16 protein-coding genes and 1 pseudogene are annotated in these 16,623 nt (G+C 69.2%); 9 read left to right on the top strand and 8 right to left on the bottom strand.

Features of this window, described 5'->3' with window-relative positions:
- Positions 1–131: 131 nt before the first annotated feature.
- The 3 genes from ACGFSB_RS32700 to ACGFSB_RS32690 all read left to right on the top strand — a co-directional run bounded on the left by ACGFSB_RS32700 (position 132) and on the right by ACGFSB_RS32690 (position 3,314).
- Entirely contained in the window at positions 132–956 is an 825-nt protein-coding gene (locus tag ACGFSB_RS32700) for an SAM-dependent methyltransferase (protein ID WP_393406802.1), read from the top strand.
- A gap of 226 nt (positions 957–1,182) precedes the next feature.
- The gene (locus ACGFSB_RS32695; protein WP_393406998.1) at positions 1,183–2,058 is read left to right on the top strand and encodes a TauD/TfdA dioxygenase family protein; all 876 of its coding nucleotides are present in this window, start codon (positions 1,183–1,185) and stop codon (positions 2,056–2,058) included.
- A gap of 23 nt (positions 2,059–2,081) precedes the next feature.
- Positions 2,082–3,314 carry an epoxide hydrolase family protein gene (locus ACGFSB_RS32690; RefSeq protein WP_393406799.1) on the top strand — a complete coding sequence of 411 codons (1,233 nt, stop codon included), beginning with the start codon at positions 2,082–2,084 and terminating at the stop codon, positions 3,312–3,314.
- Positions 3,315–3,344: 30 nt separating this feature from the next.
- Here ACGFSB_RS32690 and ACGFSB_RS32685 read toward each other — a convergent pair whose 3' ends face one another.
- From ACGFSB_RS32685 to ACGFSB_RS32675, 3 genes are all read right to left on the bottom strand, one after another.
- Positions 3,345–3,905, bottom strand: a complete 561-nt coding sequence (locus ACGFSB_RS32685) for a GNAT family N-acetyltransferase (protein WP_393406796.1) — start codon at positions 3,903–3,905, stop codon at positions 3,345–3,347.
- Positions 3,906–4,054: 149 nt separating this feature from the next.
- Positions 4,055–4,498: a subtilase-type protease inhibitor gene (locus tag ACGFSB_RS32680; protein ID WP_393406794.1), complete on the bottom strand. Its 444-nt coding sequence runs from the start codon at positions 4,496–4,498 to the stop codon at positions 4,055–4,057.
- A gap of 282 nt (positions 4,499–4,780) precedes the next feature.
- The gene (locus ACGFSB_RS32675) at positions 4,781–7,237 is read right to left on the bottom strand and encodes a polysaccharide lyase 8 family protein (RefSeq protein WP_393406792.1); all 2,457 of its coding nucleotides are present in this window, start codon (positions 7,235–7,237) and stop codon (positions 4,781–4,783) included.
- Positions 7,238–7,366: 129 nt separating this feature from the next.
- Between ACGFSB_RS32675 and ACGFSB_RS32670 the strand changes: the two genes are divergently transcribed.
- Entirely contained in the window at positions 7,367–8,050 is a 684-nt protein-coding gene (locus tag ACGFSB_RS32670) for an alpha/beta fold hydrolase (protein WP_393406790.1), read from the top strand.
- Positions 8,051–8,125: 75 nt separating this feature from the next.
- Here ACGFSB_RS32670 and ACGFSB_RS32665 read toward each other — a convergent pair whose 3' ends face one another.
- Together ACGFSB_RS32665 and ACGFSB_RS32660 are read right to left on the bottom strand one after the other, a co-directional pair.
- The gene (locus ACGFSB_RS32665) at positions 8,126–8,953 is read right to left on the bottom strand and encodes a hypothetical protein (protein WP_393406787.1); all 828 of its coding nucleotides are present in this window, start codon (positions 8,951–8,953) and stop codon (positions 8,126–8,128) included.
- 227 nt (positions 8,954–9,180) lie between these two features.
- The gene (locus tag ACGFSB_RS32660) at positions 9,181–10,020 is read right to left on the bottom strand and encodes a slipin family protein (RefSeq protein WP_393406784.1); all 840 of its coding nucleotides are present in this window, start codon (positions 10,018–10,020) and stop codon (positions 9,181–9,183) included.
- Positions 10,021–10,122: 102 nt separating this feature from the next.
- Here ACGFSB_RS32660 and ACGFSB_RS32655 point away from each other — a divergent pair, with 102 nt between their 5' ends.
- Positions 10,123–10,851 carry a class I SAM-dependent methyltransferase gene (locus ACGFSB_RS32655; RefSeq protein WP_393406782.1) on the top strand — a complete coding sequence of 243 codons (729 nt, stop codon included), beginning with the start codon at positions 10,123–10,125 and terminating at the stop codon, positions 10,849–10,851.
- A 185-nt stretch (positions 10,852–11,036) separates the two neighbouring features.
- Complete coding sequence (locus tag ACGFSB_RS32650) at positions 11,037–12,059, top strand: D-2-hydroxyacid dehydrogenase (protein WP_393406780.1); 1,023 nt, start codon at positions 11,037–11,039, stop codon at positions 12,057–12,059.
- A gap of 427 nt (positions 12,060–12,486) precedes the next feature.
- Here ACGFSB_RS32650 and ACGFSB_RS32645 read toward each other — a convergent pair whose 3' ends face one another.
- Entirely contained in the window at positions 12,487–12,642 is a 156-nt protein-coding gene (locus ACGFSB_RS32645) for a hypothetical protein (protein WP_393406777.1), read from the bottom strand.
- A gap of 50 nt (positions 12,643–12,692) precedes the next feature.
- On the opposite strand from ACGFSB_RS32645, the gene ACGFSB_RS32640 reads away from it, so the two are divergent.
- Positions 12,693–13,868, top strand: coding sequence for a winged helix DNA-binding domain-containing protein (locus ACGFSB_RS32640; RefSeq protein WP_393406774.1), 1,176 nt, complete (start codon positions 12,693–12,695; stop codon positions 13,866–13,868).
- Between the two features lie 60 nt (positions 13,869–13,928).
- On the opposite strand, the gene ACGFSB_RS32635 is transcribed toward ACGFSB_RS32640, so the two are convergent.
- Positions 13,929–14,618 (bottom strand): molybdopterin-dependent oxidoreductase, encoded by a 690-nt coding sequence (locus ACGFSB_RS32635; protein ID WP_393406772.1) that lies wholly within the window; start codon positions 14,616–14,618, stop codon positions 13,929–13,931.
- Positions 14,619–14,731: 113 nt separating this feature from the next.
- On the opposite strand from ACGFSB_RS32635, the gene ACGFSB_RS32630 reads away from it, so the two are divergent.
- The gene (locus ACGFSB_RS32630) at positions 14,732–15,631 is read left to right on the top strand and encodes a MerR family DNA-binding transcriptional regulator (protein ID WP_393406768.1); all 900 of its coding nucleotides are present in this window, start codon (positions 14,732–14,734) and stop codon (positions 15,629–15,631) included.
- Between the two features lie 261 nt (positions 15,632–15,892).
- Complete coding sequence (locus ACGFSB_RS32625) at positions 15,893–16,297, top strand: hypothetical protein (protein ID WP_393407004.1); 405 nt, start codon at positions 15,893–15,895, stop codon at positions 16,295–16,297.
- A gap of 147 nt (positions 16,298–16,444) precedes the next feature.
- Here the strand turns inward: ACGFSB_RS32625 and ACGFSB_RS32620 are convergent.
- Positions 16,445–16,560 (bottom strand): annotated as a pseudogene (locus tag ACGFSB_RS32620) (IS630 family transposase); the annotation flags it as partial.
- Between the last annotated feature and the right edge of the window lie 63 nt (positions 16,561–16,623).

Here is a 16,623-nt window from a genome sequence, read left to right as displayed (position 1 = left end):
CACCCGTTGATGATCGGTACCAGGTTCACCCGGCCGAGGGCCACGGGATAGTGTCGCCGCGACGGAGCAGATACCGATGTCCCTCTGGGAGAGGTGGAGAACGCACTGTGGCCGGTGGCAAGCAGTCAGACATGACGTCCATACCCTTCGACGTGCCGACATCGGCACGCGCCTATGGCTGGATGCTCGGCGGCAAGGACAACTACGCGGTCGACCGCGACTTCCTGCTGCGGACGCTGCCGGACTTCCCCGAGTGCGTGGACATCGCCCGCCAGAACCGCGAGTTCCTGTTCCGCGTGGTGCGCCATCTGACCGAGGCGGGCATCCGCCAGTTCATCGACATGGGCTGCGGTCTGCCGACCGACGACAACGTCCACCAGGTCGCACGGCGCTTCGCACCGGACACCCGTGTCGTCTACGTGGACATCGACCCGATCGTCCTCGCGCACGGCCGGGCGCTGCTCGCCGACGACTCCACCACCACCGTCATCAACGGCGACATGCGCGACCAGGACGCCGTACTCGGCCACTCCGACGTGACCCGCCTCATCGACTTCGACGAGCCGGTCGCAGTGCTCTTCCTGTCGGTGGTGCACCACCTCACCGACGCCGACGACCCCCGCCGTGTGCTGCGCACGGTCATCGACCGGGCGGCGCCGGGCAGCTACCTCGGTCTCTCGCAGGTCGTCGCCGACGACCCGGCCCGCGGTGCCGCGATGAGCGCGCACATCTCCGGCGGCGGCGTCCCCTGGCAGACCCGCACCCCGGCCGAACTCGACGCCCTTCTGGACGGTCTCGAGCCGGTCGAGCCCGGCCTGGTGAACCTGGTGGACTGGCGCCCCGACGCCGACCAGCCCCCGCTCGCCCCGGTCCACGAGGACCTGGCCCCCTACCTGGGCGCCACCGAGCAGAGCAAGGGGATCTACGAGTACGGGGGTTTGCTCCGCAAGGCGTAGCCGTACACAATGGCGTGCATGATCCAGCACCTGACCGCCGCCGCACGGACCTTCGGGGTCCCGTGGCGGCGCGGGTGCGAGCGATCGGGTCGCTAGCTGTCCGGGGACTCCCTCTCCGTACCGCCACCCGCTCGCTGACAACTGAAGGATCACCATGGCTGTGGTTTCCCCTGCCGTCTCTCCCACCTCTCCCACCCTCCGCGACGCCCGCGTGCCTGCCGACGGCATGTACGAAGGGCGCCGCACCCTGCGCCGCCTGCCCGAGGGCTGGGACGAGCGCCCGTACGAACTGATCGACGTCGTCCCCCAGGGCCGCCTCATCGGCGCCGAGATCCGAGGGGTCGATCTCGCCGCGCCGCTTGCCCCCGCACTGCGCGAAGAGCTCAACCGCGCCCTCCTGGAGTGGAAGGTGCTCTTCTTCCGTGGCGCCGGGATCACCTCCGAGCAGCAGCGTGCCTTCGCTCTCAACTGGGGCGAGCTCGAGACCAACCCGCTGCTCGCGCGCGGTTCGGCCGACGACGTCGTCCGGTTCGACAAGGGCGGCAGCGCGACACCGACGTACGAGAACGTCTGGCACGCCGACGTCACCTTCCGCGAACGCCCCGCGCTCGGCGCCGTCCTGCAACTGCGCGAGGTGCCTCCGGTGGGCGGCGATACGATGTGGGCGGACATGGCGGCGGCGTACGACAACCTCCCCGATGACGTGAAGGCGCGCATCGAGGGGGCCCAGGCGATGCACGACTTCATCCCCGGCTTCATCCGCTTCTACGGGCCCGAGAAGCTGATCCCCCTCCAGGAACAGTTCCCGCCGGTCACTCATCCCGTGGTGCGCAGGCACCCGGAGACCGGGCGGCGGATGCTCTTCGTGAACACCTCCTTCACCACGCACATCGTGGGCATGGAGCGGGCGGAGAGCGACCGGCTGCTGAGCTATCTGGTACGGCAGGCGCAGATTCCGGAGTACCAGGTGCGGTTCCACTGGGAGGCGGGCGACATCGCCTTCTGGGACAACCGTGCCACCCAGCACTACGCGGTCGACGACTACGCCCCGCACCGTCGCGTGGCCGAACGCGTCGCGATAGCGGGCGACCGCCCGTACTGACCCATGTCCTTGGAAGGAACCTGATGGCAGCCGCAGCGCGCTTCCCGTTGACGCCCGAGCCGATCCACGTCCCCGACGCCGTGCTCGACGATCTCAAGGCGCGGCTGCGGCTCACCAGGTGGCCCGACGACGTGGGCAACGACGACGGGTACTACGGCGTCCGCCGCGGCTACCTCCAGGAACTCGCCGACCACTGGCTGCACCACTACGACTGGCGCAAGGCGGAATCCGCCATCAACGCCTACGAGCACTACCGGGTGAGTGTCGACGGCGTGCCCGTGCACTTCATGCGCAGGCCCGGCGTCGGCCCCGCCCCGACACCGCTCATCCTCACGCACGGCTGGCCCTGGACGTTCTGGCACTGGTCCAAGGTCGTCGACCAGCTCGCCGACCCGGCGGCCTTCGGCGGTGACCCGGCCGACGCGTTCGACGTGATCGTCCCCTCCCTGCCGGGCTTCGGCTTCTCCACGCCGCTGCCGGACCATCCCGACATGAACTTCTGGAAGGTCGCCGACCTCTGGCACACCTTGATGACCGGAACACTCGGCCACGAGAAGTACGCCGCCGCGGGCTGCGACGTCGGCGCGCTCGTCACCGGCCAGCTCGGTCACAAGTACGCCGACGAACTGCACGGCATCCACATCGGCTCCGGGCTCAAGCTCGACTTCTTCACCGGCGACCGGGCCTGGGACCTCAGCGGCGGACGGCCCTTCCCCGAGGGCCTGCCCGAGCCCGCCCACCGTCAGCTCATCTCCCTGGAGCGGCGTTTCGCCGCCCACCTGGCCGTGCACGTCCTCGGCCCGAGCACCCTCTCCTACGGTCTCAGCGACTCACCGGTCGGCCTGCTCGCCTGGATCCTGGAGCGCTGGGACAAGTGGAGCGACAACAACGGCGATGTGGAGAGCGTTTTCTCCAAGGACGACCTCCTCACCCACGCCATGATCTTCTGGGTGAACAACGCCATCGGAACATCGGTCCGCTACTACGCCAACGCCAACCGCTACCCGTGGACTCCCTCCCACGACCGCCGACCGGTCATCGAGGCTCCCACCGGCATCACCTTCGTCGGCCACGAGAACCCGCCCGGCGTCACCACCACCGAGCAGCGGGTCCAGAGCTGGCTCGCCGGAGCTTCCGCCGACTGGTATCAGCACGTCAACCTCACCGCGCACGAGAGCGGCGGCCACTTCATTCCGTGGGAGATCCCCGGGGGCTGGGTGGACGACCTGCGGCGCACGTTCCGCGGCCGACGCTGAGGCTTCGTCGCCCTCGTCGCTCTCCTTCGCTCAACGCCCGAGCACCCGCTGCCACTTGACCTCGCCGTCCTGCCACTCGTCCGTGGGCGCGAGGCCCGCGGCGGTGGCGACGGCGGCCGATGCCCGGTGGTCCGGGTGGACATGGGCGATGACGCCGCGCACGGCCGGCTGCGCCGTCAGCCAGCCGACGAGGCCGCGGGCCGCCTCCACGGCGATGCCCCGCCCCTGCCAGGGAGTGCCCACCACCCAGGCGATCTCCGCGACCAGCAGGCCGCTGCCGTCGTCGGCGGGGCCGACGGTCGCCTGCACCGTCCCGGCCAGGCGGCCCTCTTCCCGGCCGCTCTCTTCCTGGCCGCTCTCTTCGCGCAGCCGCAGCACCCAGTTGCACCAGGAGACCGCCGGATCGGGGGACCCGGCGGTTATCCGACGGTAGCGGGCACGCAGGGCCTGCCGATCGTCGGGAGAGCCGCCGATGAATTCGTGCAGGTCCGGATCGGCGAGCACGTCCGCCATCTCGTCGGCATGTTCGACCCGCAGGGGTACGAGGATCAGCCGGGCGGTGCTGATCTCCTGGGCGTCGATCGTGGCCATGGACGGCTCCATCAATTCCTTCAATTTCATGGACTGCGCCTTGGACGACGCTCGGGGCGTCGTCCAAGGCGCAGTCGTGGATGTCGATGCCTCATCTGACCGCTCCGGGTGAGGCATCGTCCACCCATTTACCCCTCCCACAGGGGTGGTCAGAAGGAGAGGGCGGCGCCTTCCGAAAGGCTCGCTCGCATCTCACAGCTGTTGCCGAAGGTCGCGGACCACGCGACTCGTCTGCCCTGCCACACCCCGTCGGCGGTGACCACGACGGGCTTCCACTCCTTGGTGCACGCCATGTCGGACGCCGAGCCGACCAGCTGGGCGAACTCGCCGTCGACGGCGTTCAGTTCGCTGCACGCGGCCGCCGCCGACGGGTGGCTTCCCGACGCCTTGGGCATACAGGTCAAGGTCACGGCGCGTTCCATGGTCGCGGTGGCCGCCTCCGTGCCCTGCCCGACGGCGAGGACCAACGACGAGGGCGCGTAGAGAGCGGCAGGGGCGGCCGCGGGCTGCGCCTGCGCCGTGCCGGAGGTGCCGGACATCACGCAGGCGGCCACGACGGCGGTGGCGCCCACCGTCTTGAGGAAGAAGCGCACGTCAGTTCTCCTTTGATGCGGGGGGTGTTCCTGGTTGCGGACAGGAGTCTTGCCGGTGCGGAGAGTGAGCGCCACATTCATGGTCGATTTCCGGTTGTCTATGTTCGCTCAGTGGTCACCGAAAGGCTGTTCGGGCAGCTCAGGGCGGGCGGGGGAGCCGCGCGAAAGGCGTCCGGCATGTGGACCGGAGGCGTTGGTGCAAGTAAGAACAACCGCCTGACCTGCTGCGACAGTTGATTCTATTTTCTACCGGAATCCAGGGTCGACCGGAAAGCATCGGTGCTAAGCGTGATCGCCGGCTCCAGTGGTGACAGAGATCCTCTGTGTGGCCCCCTTCGTGCCGCTGAGATCGCCGAACGTCAGCTTCAGGGATGCCCCCGTGACCGCCGAGGTGACCGTGGCGGGCTTGGCCGTCACGGCGGAGACGGCGCGGTTCCAGGTGAGCGTCAGGGAAGTCTGCGCGCGCATCGGGTCACTGACGCAGATGACCGCGGTGCCGTCACTCTTCTCGCTGATCTGCACGGAACAGGGAGCACTCGCGGTGAGCTTGCCCACCGTGCCGCCGAACCAGAAGTTGGCGCCCGTGAAGCCGAGCGACGGTACGGAAACCCCTTGCTGGCTGTCGGAGTTGGCGAGGATCTGAAGCCATCCGGTGTCCGCCGACCGGGCCGCCGTCTGTGCCGCGCTCGCGCCCGGCATCAGGAGATAGGCGTACGTCCCGTTCGTCGGGGCGGTGCCATGGTCGACGTACATCGTGAGGTACTTGCGGGCGATGGCGGTCGTGGCGCCGCCCTTGTTGATGTCGCTCCACTTGCCGGTGCGCTCCTCGCGCAGTGCCTTCACCGTCGCGCCGCCGGGGAAGACATAGCCTCCGTGGCCCCCGATGTGCGCCCACTTGGCGTCGGGGAGCGTCGCCGACCAGGGTGCGGTGGTCGGTTTGGCGGCGCCGTCCACCTGGAAGGGGGATGTTCCCGTGGGGCCGAGATTGCGGTTCTCGACGGTCGACTCGACGGCCGTGCCGTCCGTGCAGACGATGCCCGCGCCCAGGCAGGCGATCGCGTCATCGAGGCAGAACCAGGACTTCTTCGCGCGCAGGGTGCTCTGCAACCCCTTCAAGTACTGCCCGATGGAGGCCCGTTGGCCGTCGCTCGCGCCGCCCACCCACTTCACATCCGGCTTGGACGCGCCCCAGTCACCGCCCGCGGCGTCCGCCAGCACCTTGCGCGAGGCCGTGATGCCGGGCAGCCGGTACGGATCGACCGTGGGCCAGAAGGCGTCGCTGTACTGCCCGTTGGCGTAGGTGTCGCCCCACCAGTAGAGCATTCCGGAGCCGGTGTGCCAGCCGCGCAGGTTCTCGCCGTTGCCCGTCTCGTAGTACGTGATGCGCGGGTCCGCCATGCTGATCGACGCCGCCCAGCCGGGGCGGCGGTGCGTGGCACGGGCCATGTTGGTGAAGAGCCGGTGGCCTGTCGGCTCGGCGATCCCGCCGACCGATGCATCGTCCTCGACGCCCTTCAAGCGGGCGAGACTTGTCAGGCCGAGAGAGGGGTCACTCAGTGGCGGGCTGTAGTAGTCACGGCGCATCCAGCCTTTTACCAGGCCGCGCCAGCGCGCGTTCTCCGCCGTGCTCGCGCCCTGGCCGAGCAGCACGATGGCGGACATGATCGGGTGGCCGCGCAGATGGTCGTCGGCCTGGATCTTCTTGGCGTCGGACGTGGACAGACCGCGGCTGATGGCGCGGCCCGCGACGCCGTCCATGGCGAGGCCGTTGTAGAGGAAGGGCGCCCACGACTTCTCCACGGCGTCGAAGATGATCTGCTTCTTGGTATCCGTGACCTCCCAACTCGAGCCGCGCAGCAGGGAGAAGAGCATACCGAGGCCGCCGAGCATCACCGATCCGTACGACCCCGTATAGGGCACGGTGGTGTGCTGGATGAACGAGCCGTCGGTGTAGAGCCCGTCGCCGGTCGTCACATACGGGAAGACGGGGGAGAGGGCGTCCCTGGCCAGCGCGATCTTCGCCGGGCTGCCGCCGACGACCCCGCGCAGCGCGAGCACGCGGCACAGGTCGACGCGGTTCGCGCCGGTGCTCGTCCCGGTGTAACTGCCCACGGCCGAGTCGGGCACGAAGTGGTCGACGGCCTTGCAGAAGCTGGCCACTTGGGTCGCCGACAGGTGGTCGTACATCAGGACGCAGACGTCGAGGAGGTTCTGCGGGGCGCCTATCTGCCAGCTGTACCAGTTGCCGAATCGTGCCTGGTTCTCGTTGTAGACCTGTGTGCAGAGGTGGTCGAGGCCGGTCAGGATGGCGGCTTTGAGCCCCGCGTCGCCGGTGAGTCCTGTGCCCTCCTGGCGGTAGGCCTGGGCAAGGGTGTTGAGCCTGCTGTAGCTGGTCACCACGTTCGCCGAGTATCCGTACGACTCCTGGTCGGTGTCCGGATCGGGGTCCGCGTACGAGATGTCGGGCCACAGGGAGCCCGTGGCGGGAGTCATGGTGCCGCGCAACTCCCGGGCCGTGGCACCGAGGTCGGCGAGGCGGCTCTTGAAGGGCTCGGTCGTGGGGGTGAAGCCCTCACCGAGGATCAGGGTGCGCCACTTGGTGCGCAGGGCGTCGTACTCGTCGGCGGCAGCTGCCGCCTCTGCCGTCTCGTCGGAGAGCAGCAGCCCCGAAGCGGTCAGGGCGAGCGCGGTGCCGCCTGTGGTGAGCAGGAAGGCGCGGCGGGACCAAGGAGAGTGCATGGGGTCTCCGATGGTGGGGGGAGGAGTGGCGGAAGGGGCACGCGGGGTTCGCGTGGAGGGCAAGCGCTTTCTAGCATGGGTCTAGGCCACTGCTCAATGGGTCCGGCACAGCGCTGTAGCGTCAGGGGTATGGACGATCACGCAGTGGTGGATGTGGGCGACGTACGCCTGGCCTATCGGACCTGGGGCGACTCGTACGGCGCGCCCGTCGTGCTGCTGCACGGGCTCGGCGGTTCCTCGGGGACCTGGGAGCAGGTAGGGGAGCTGCTCGGGCAGGAGTGGCGGGTGTACGCGCTCGATCTGCGCGGGCACGGCGAGAGCGACTGGCCGGACGAGTACTCGGTCGAGCTGATGAGGGATGACGTGCTCGGCTTCCTCGACGAGCTCGGCATCGACCGTGTCGGCATCGTGGGCCACTCCATGGGCGGAGTCGTGGCGTACCTGCTCGCCGAGGAGCACCCGGACCGCGTCGAGCGCCTCGTCCTGGAGGAGACCCCGCCGCCCTACCCGCGCGAGCTGGTCGAGGTTCCGCGTCCCGAAGGCGCCATCGACTTCGACTGGCCCGTGTCCCCCGCCGTACGTGCCCAGATCTTCGACCCCGATCCGGAGTGGGCCGAGCGGCTCGGCGAGATCGTCGCGCCGACCCTGATCATCGCGGGCGGCCAGGACAGCACCATGCCGCAGGAGCGCATTCCCGACATGGCCGACGCGATCCCTGACTCGCGGCAGATCACGATCCCGGTCGGGCACGACGTGCACGAGCGGAGTGCGCAGCAGTTCGCGGAACAGGTCAGCGAGTTCTTCACCAGCTGAGGGGATGGCGGCCGTCGGGCCGCGAAGGTGCGGGGCGTGGTCCGCGACCACGCCCCGCACTGCGTGTTTCGAGGGCTACGCCGGCCGGGGCCGTGACTGGTAGAGACGGGTGTAGTAGCGGCCGTCCGACTCCAGACCCGTGGGGTCGTCACCGGCCTTGACGACCAGTTCCACGGCGGTGCGCTGCTCGTCGAGGTCGCTGAAGAGCCGTTGCGGATAGGTTCGTTCGGGATCGGTCCCGGTGGCGAGACCATGAGCGTCCAGGCTGCCGAGGATGTCCTGGTAGGGCACCGTACGCAACACGAACGCGCTCACCCATACTGGGAGGTGCGTCGCGTCGAGGAGTGCTTTGAAGGTGTGGTGGGTGATGTAGCCGATGCCTCCGGTGACGGTGATCAGACCGACGCGCCCAACGGCCCGGCGCAGCTCGTTGCTGGGCGGGTGGCGCTCCAAGTTCTCCGCATAGGCCTCGTCGAGCAACCCCACCTCCAAGGCGTAGCGGGTGGCGTTCTCGGCCGTGTCGAGGCCGATGACCGGGACCGCGTCCGAGCGCCGCCGCGAGGCGTAGAACTCCTTGTCGTGCTCGATGAGTTCGCCCCTTGTCAGGGCGCCGGTCTCCTCGCTGGTGTAGTGCGCGTACAGATCGTCGAGCGTGAGGTCGTGGTTGAGCAGTGCCGCGTTGATCCCGTAGGAGCAGCAGAGGTCGAGAACCGTGACGGGGAGGTCGGTGCCACGTACCGCCGACCGTTGCGCGAGCGTATCCCGGAAGACGTCCTGAGCCTGATGCGGTATCTCGTAGCGCAGGGGCGAAAGCGTACGGAAGTAGCTGCGGGGGTCAGGCTGGTCGTAGATGTCGTCGAACCGGGTCTTGCCTGCTGCGGTGGTGGAACGGGCACCAGTCATGGGGCATGCCTCCTCGTGCTGAGTGGCGGCTCTGGGGTCGCGATACGTCTACCCGACCCTTGGCTCAACCCGATAGACCTCCTGGCGGATACCGGCCACGACGGCGCACGCGACTCCCTGGTGCGCCCCCGGTTCCCGCCCTGTGCACGCTGGTCAAAGCCCGATCATCCGCTGCTTGCCAAGGACGCCTCCGAAGCTGGTTCAGGCCCGAACGGCTGGGATCACGCCTATGCCGCGGCCGGTCGTCCGGGCTTCCGCTCCACCGCCGGAGTCGCTGGGGCGGACGGGGCGGGTGGAATGGCCTGTGCCTGCTGAGCCCGTTCCAGGAAGCGCAGTAGTTCCACGGGGAAGGGCAGGACGAGGGTGGAGTTCTTCTCGGCGGCGACCGCCACCACGGTCTGGAGCAGCCGCAGTTGGAGGGCGGCCGGTTCGTCCGCCATCTCGTGTGCCGCCTGGGCGAGCTTCTTGGAAGCCTGCAGCTCGGCGTCCGCGTTGATCACGCGGGCCCGCCGCTCACGGTCGGCCTCGGCCTGCCGGGCCATCGACCGTTTCATCGTCTCCGGCAGCGATACGTCCTTGATCTCGACGCGGTCGATCTGTACGCCCCAGCCCATCGCGGGGGAGTCGATCATCAGCTCAAGGCCCTGGTTGAGCTTCTCGCGATTGGAGAGCAGGTCGTCGAGATCACTCTTGCCGATGATCGAGCGCAGCGACGTCTGAGCCATCTGCGAGACCGCGAAACGGTAGTCCTCCACCTTGATCACGGCTTCGGCGGCATCGACCACCTTGAAGTAGATGACCGCGTCGACGCGGACCGTGACGTTGTCCCGGGTGATGCCGTCCTGCGCCGGGACCGGCATAGTCACGATCTGCATGTTCACCTTGTACAGCCGGTCCACACCGGGGACGACCATGGTGAACCCCGGCTCACGGACGTGCTCCCGCAGCCGGCCGAGGCGGAACACCACGCCCCGCTCGTACTGCTTGACCACTCTGGCCGCCGTCACCACGTACACAAATCCTGCGGACGCGACCGCGGCTCCTGCTGTGAGCAGCTCTACGACCATGACGACCCCCAATCTTCCGAGTCATCCCGTCACTACCAAGATATGCCCAGGTTTGTCCATGGTCGAGCCCTTGCCGTACCGCCGCTGACTAGGGTGGGGCCGGTGTTCACCTCCCAGGGACCCACGCTCCGCGAGCTGGCCGTGCAAGCCCTTTCCTCCATCGAGGACGGCTATGACCTCCTTGCCCCGAAGTTCGACCACACCCCTTTCCGTACGCCGCACCGGATGCTGCACGCCGTGGCGGACACGCTGAGTGACCTGGGGCCGTTCGATGCGGGCCTCGATGTCTGCTGCGGCACCGGGGCGGGCGTCGGGGCGCTCCTTCCGCTGTGCGGGGAGCGGGTCACCGGTGTCGACTTCAGCGCCGGAATGCTGGCCGAGGCCAAGGCGGCCGTGGTCGGTGAAGACGGCGGGCCCGCCGTGGAATGGGTGCGGGCCGACGCACTCGCCCTGCCCTTCACCGGGGCGTTCGACGTGGCGGTGAGCCTCGGCGCGTTCGGGCACTTCCTGCCCGCCGAGCGCCCACGGCTGTTCGCGGAGATCTACGAGGCACTGCGCCCCGGCGGGATCTTCGCCTTCCCCATCGGCGCGCCGCAGCCCCTGACCTCGCCGCTGTACTGGGCGCTGCTCGGCTTCGACGGGGTGATGCGGGTGCGGAACCTGCTCCGGCAGCCGTCGTTCGTCATGTACTACCGCACCTTCCCACTGGGTGACGTGCGGCGGGATCTGCTCCGGGCCGGGTTCACGATGCGGCTGCGCCCGCTGGAGGAGTTCGGCCGCCGGGCCGACGGCAGCCCCAACTGGTGCCTCGTCGAGGCCCGGAAGGTCTGAGCTCGGAGGCGGTGAACAACCGCGAGGGTTCCGCGAACTCGATGTCGGTGACCACGAGAACTTCATCCTCAACCTCGCGGGTGGATAGACCGCTGCCGGACCGCTGTTGACCACTGCGGATCGGAAGCCCTAGGTTCGGTGAACGTGCGTTCACCAGCGCTTTCCGTACCACGGGGGTATCAGGAATGGTCCGTGCACCACACTCTTGGCAGGACTCTGTCCGGGCTGACCTGCCCCAGGACGCGGGCCTGTACGTCGAGCTCGCGCTCGATACCGCGGAACAGGAGAGGATCCGTGCCGCCGCACCGGGACCGGTCTGGTTCGCGGAGCCCGGCTCCGGCTCCGAATCGGGGGACGAATCCAGCTCCGCGGACGACGCCCGCGCCTTCGCCGACTCGCACATCGCCCTGGGCAACCCCAAGGCGCAATGGCTGGAGAAGGCGCCGCACCTGCGCTGGCTGCAGCTCGCATCCGTCGGAATCGACAGCTACGTAGGCCTCGACTGGCCGGTCCTCGGGCAGCGCCTCACCGTCACCAACCTCGGCGGGCTCTTCGCCGACCCCGTGGCCGAGACCTGCCTCGCGGGCATCCTCGCGCTCTACCGAGGCGTCGACGTCCTTGCCGGGCTCCGCGTCGGGGAGACCTGGTCGAAACTCGACGTACGGCCCGGACTGCGGCTCCTCGGCGGCGCCGACGTACTCATCCTCGGCAGCGGCTCCATCGCCCGGCGCCTCGCCGAACTCCTCACGCCCTTCGGCTGCTCCGTCGCACACTTCTCCCGTGGCGGCGGCGACATCCGCACCCGAGAGGAACTCGACGCCAGGCTGCCCGAGTTCGACATCGTGGTGGGGCTGCTGCCGGGCACGGACGAGACCGACGACCTCTTCGACGAGCGGCGCATCGCCCTGCTGTGCCCCGGCGCGGTCTTCGTGAACGCCGGTCGCGGCACACTGGTGGACGAGGGCGCCCTGGTCGCCGCCCTCGCCTCCGGCCGGCTCGGCGGGGCGGTCCTCGATGTCACCCGCGAGGAGCCGCTGCCCGCCGGGCACCCCCTGTGGAACTGCCCGAACGTGATCCTCACCCAGCACACCGCGGGCGGGTCACGCGCCGAGAACGAACGGATCCTCGACCTGTTCACGGACAACTGGCGGCGGCTCGCCGACGGAGAGCCGCCGCGCAACGTGGTGCGGTGGTCCCAGGGGTACTGAAGCGTGTTGCAGAAGGCCGTGTTCGGGAGCGCCCCCATAGTGATCGCGGTGCCTTGCGCCATGGTCCACACCTTCCAGCGAGCAAGATCAGGAGCCCAGCCATGTCTTCCGCCGCCCACAAGGGCCGCTGCAGGCAGTGGCTTCCCCCGGCGGCGACTTGCCCTGGAGATCCTTCTCCGCTCCGCCGAGTTTGCAAAGGCGCGTATGGAGGCGCTCGGCGTGCGTACGCGCCCGCCGGAGACCCTCCACGGCTCCCGCAGGAGGCGCTCAAGACGCCCCGCGCAACGCAGCGCTCTCTCCTCACAGCCCACACGCTGGCTCGCCGGTCGCACTCTTGCCCCGACTGCAAGGCAGTCGACGTCCAGGTGCGGGTCATACCGGTGGGCGCCCTGAGGGCAAATGCACCGGCACTTCCTCGACGGCACGGTCACTGGCTCCAGCAGGAACGCCCCGACGAGATCAGCAGGCTGCTCGTCGACTGACTGGGCACACTGGACACCTGCCCGATCGCCACGCTGTACCCGTACCCGCGCTGCCCCGGACGGCCCGCCGCCTGCCCGAGCCAGCCCAACGCCAACGCCACGCCCACTCCAACAAGCTCCGACCGAAGGGACAACGGCCACCGGCCGCGCCATGACCCTCACCCGACCGAAGATCACGGACGAGCACCGCCGCGCCCTGCTCGTCACCCGCCACCTGCTGACCCCGGCCAGCCGCGCCACGTCCCCCGAACAGGTCGCGGACGCCCTTCTGGCCCTGCACGCCACCGACCCGGCCAGCGTCTACCTGTCGGTGGCCGCCCGAATGGCGACCCCCTCGACAGCGGACCTGGAGCGCGCCCTGTACGAGGACCACACACTGGTGCGAATGCTCTGTATGCGCCGCACGATGTTCGTCGTCCCCCGCGCTCTCGCGCCGGTCGTCGACGCTTCGACGGCCCGTACGGTGGCGGCCCGCGAGCGCAAGAACCTCTTCAAGGTCTTGAACGAACAACTCGGCTACGACGAACGCTGGTTCACCACCACCGAGCAGGACGTGCTCACCGCCCTGACCGATCTCGGCGAGGCAACCGCCGCTCAACTGGCCGACGCCGTCCCTGCCTTGAAGGCGCGTATCGTCATGGCAGCGGGCAAGCCCTATGAGGCGAAGCCCCGCATCACCAGCCGTTTCCTAGGCGTGATGGCAGCCGAGAGCCGCATCCGCCGCGGCCGCCCTCTCGGCACCTGGGCGTCCTCCCAGTACCGCTGGACGGTCGCCGAACCCCACCCCGAACTGCCCACCGACGAAGCCAAGGCCCAACTCGCCGCCCGCTACCTCACTGCCTTCGGCCCCGCGACCACCGAGGACGTGAAGTGGTGGACGGGCTGGACCCTCACCGACACCCGCAAGGCCCTGGCCCGCACCGTCACCGTCGAGGTCGACCTCGACGAAGGCCCTGGCCACGCCCTGCCCGAGCACCTGGATGCGCCCCCTGCCGCAGAGCCGTCGGCCGCCCTGCTGCCGGCCCTCGACCCGACCCCCATGGGCTGGCGCGGGCGCGACTGGTACCTCGCCCCCGCCCACGTACCCGAACTCTTCGACACGTACGGCAACATCGGCCCCACGATCTGGTGGGACGGCCGCATCATCGGCGGCTGGGCCCAGCGCCCCGACGGCGAGATCGTCACCGAGCTGCTGGCCGCCAAGAGCCTCGGTCGCGATGCCCACAAGGCCATCGCTTCGGAGGCGACCCGCCTGGCCGCCTTCTTCGGAAACATCCGCACCCGCCCCAGCTTCCGCACCCCGCTCGAACGGCGCCTCTCGGCATAGCGCCATTGGGAGACATCCTGGAGTGGTCTCGACCGTCGGCCGCTCCAGTCCCGAGCGGTGTCACCGCGGCGATGTGCGACTGCCTCGGGCGCTCAGTACGCGGATCGGCCCGATCAGCGCCCGGAACACGGGCCGCACCACCCGGCCGGGAAGCCGGCGGTGACGTTCCTCCTGCCAGACCCTCGCCCTGCGGTGCGCCGCGATGGGCGACCAGCGGTCGGGATCCGGGGGCGCCGACGTGTGGAATTCGATGCGGCAGAGGTGCTTCGTACTGATGAAGCCGTACTGGCTGGGGCTGACAAGACGTACCGGGGCGCCATGGTCGCTGTCGAGCGGTCGTCCGTCGAGTCGGTCGGCGATGAGAACGTCGTCGGCCAAGGCGTCCTCGAGCAGCACGATCGACCGGAAGCCGTCGAGGCCTTCGAAGACGACATGGCTGATCGACGCGTCCGGCGCAAGCCGCGGTTGGATCCGCAAACGGTAAAGGGTCTCGAACGCGACTCCTTCCCACCGCAGCCCGGTCGCCGACCATCCGGCGACACAGTGGAAGTCGGCTCCGAGCTCGTGGCGTGGCAGCTTCGCGAGGTCGGCCACGGAGAGGGCGACGCCCTCGATCAGAACACCACCGGCACCACCGACTCCACCGATCTCGATCACCGGGTCGGCGGGGACGGGCGGAGGCGGGTGATGGAGATGCGTGCCGAAGCGAGGGAATCCGTCGAGGGCACGTTGGCCTGGGGGAAGTGTCATGTAGATCCTCCATGGGATAGGGCCGTGCAGCCATCCGGCCCTTGCCTCGTGCAGCTGGGGCCGACGCTTCGTACGCTAGGACCTCCACCGCAGGGGAGATTCAAGGGGCTGGGATGCACGTCACTTGGTCGATCGGGGAACTTGCCGCGCGTACGGGGCTTTCGGTGAAGGCCATCCGCTACTACACCGACATCGGCCTGCTGCCGACGGCCCCGCGCAGCCGGGGCGGCCATCGCCGATACCCGACGCAGGCGCTGGAACAGCTGGAGCTGGTACGGCAGTTGCGTGCGCTGGACGTGCCGATCGCGGACATCACCGAGGTCGCGACCGGCGGGCACCGTCTCGGCGAACTGGTGGCCGAGCAGTTGGAGCGTACGCAGACGCGGTTGGCGGAACTGCGTTGGCGAGAGGCGGCGTTGCAGGCGCTGGAGGAGAGCTCAGGGACTGAGCGGCTGCGTCGGCTGCGCGTGCTGGCCAGGGTCAAGTGCCGAACGCGGGCCACCGCGGACTTCGCCCGGGTGTGGGAGCGCGCCCTCCCCGCGAGCCTGCCGGCCCGTCTGGTCGATGCCGTCACCGAACAGGCCGTCCCCGAGCCGCCGCGCGACCCCACACCCCGAGCCGTCCTGGCCTACGCCGAACTCCATTCCCTCGTAGCGGAGCCCGCGTTCTCGGCCTACTGGGCCGCGCGCCATATCCGGGACAAGGCATCGATGTACGCGGCGCTCATCGACGCCTCGACCGCCGCCGTACCCACCGTCGCCGCCGGGTACGCACCACACAGGTGCGAGGCGCTTGACGCACTCTGCCGCGCCTGCGCCCGTGCCTACGAGACGGATGACACCTCCGAATTCCGCGCGTTCATGGCCACGGACGTGCAGACGGTCGTTCCGCTGTTACGTCGCTACTGGCAGCATCTGGACGCCATCACCGCCGCCCCTGGGCCGCCGAGCCTGGGGAGGACGCACTGCTGGCTCGTGGAGGGGGTTGTCGCGGAGTACGGCGTGGTGCGCTGAACCGGCCACTCGCCCGCCTCCGGCTGGCGATGCCGAGGGTGGAAAACGGGGTTCGGTCCAGATAGGTCAAGCCGCCGGTCCCACAGGGGTAAGCCCTCGCGCCGACAGCTGCAGTGAGGTCGGCCAGCCGTTGGGATCGGCCGGGCCGCGCCGGCAAGCGGCTGGACCTGAGAACGGTGCCCTTCCAGCCTCGGCGGGTACCTCGCCGCACGGGCGGTCGCCTTCGAGCACCGCATCGCCGCATGTGTTCTGCACGACGGCGTGTACGACGTCCACACCATGTTCGAGGCGCTCGCGAGGACCGCGGCCGAAACGCCCGGCGGCCTGGACGCCATGATGGCGGAGAGCGTGTCGGTGCGCTGGGCGGCCCGCAACGGCCTGTGGACCTTCGGGGTTTCCGACGCCGACGGACTCTTCAAGGCGGTCGAGGACTACACCATGGAGGGACTCGCGGAGCGGATCACCTGCCCGATGCTCGTTCTGGAAGCGGAAAGCGACCAGTTCTTCGCCGGTCAGCCGCAGCGCATCTTCGACGCGCTGACCTGCCCGAAGGAACTGATCGCCTTCCCCGAGGCGGAGGGCGGCGGCGAACATTGCCACGAAGGCGCGGTCGCCCTGTGGCACCAGCGCACCTTCGACTGGCCGGGCACCACGTTCGCCATGTGAGCGATCCGGTGGTTGCCTAGCTGGCGAGGCTGTTGAGGATCTGGTCGGCGGTTTCGTGCCACACCTACGGGCGGGGGGCTGGTGATCCAGTCCTTGATCCAGGCGCGGATGTCGCGTTCGGGTGCCGGGACGGAGCGGTGGACGCTGCGTGGTTCCCGCGCGGAGGTAATCGTGCTGCGGTGCTCGGGCACCCCGGGCATCATCGGCAGCACGGGCTGGGACCGGTCCAGCGCCTGGATCTGCGACTTCTCGTCCACGCACAGCTGCTTCAACCGTCTCAAGCAGTGGCGCGGCATCGCGACCCGCTACGACAAGACCGCCGAGTC

Origin of the sequence: Streptomyces sp. NPDC048441, assembly GCF_043200235.1 — a bacterium.
GTDB lineage: Bacteria > Actinomycetota > Actinomycetes > Streptomycetales > Streptomycetaceae > Streptomyces.
The sequence above is the reverse complement of the archived record's forward strand: the minus strand, read 5'-3'. Positions and strand labels throughout refer to the sequence as shown.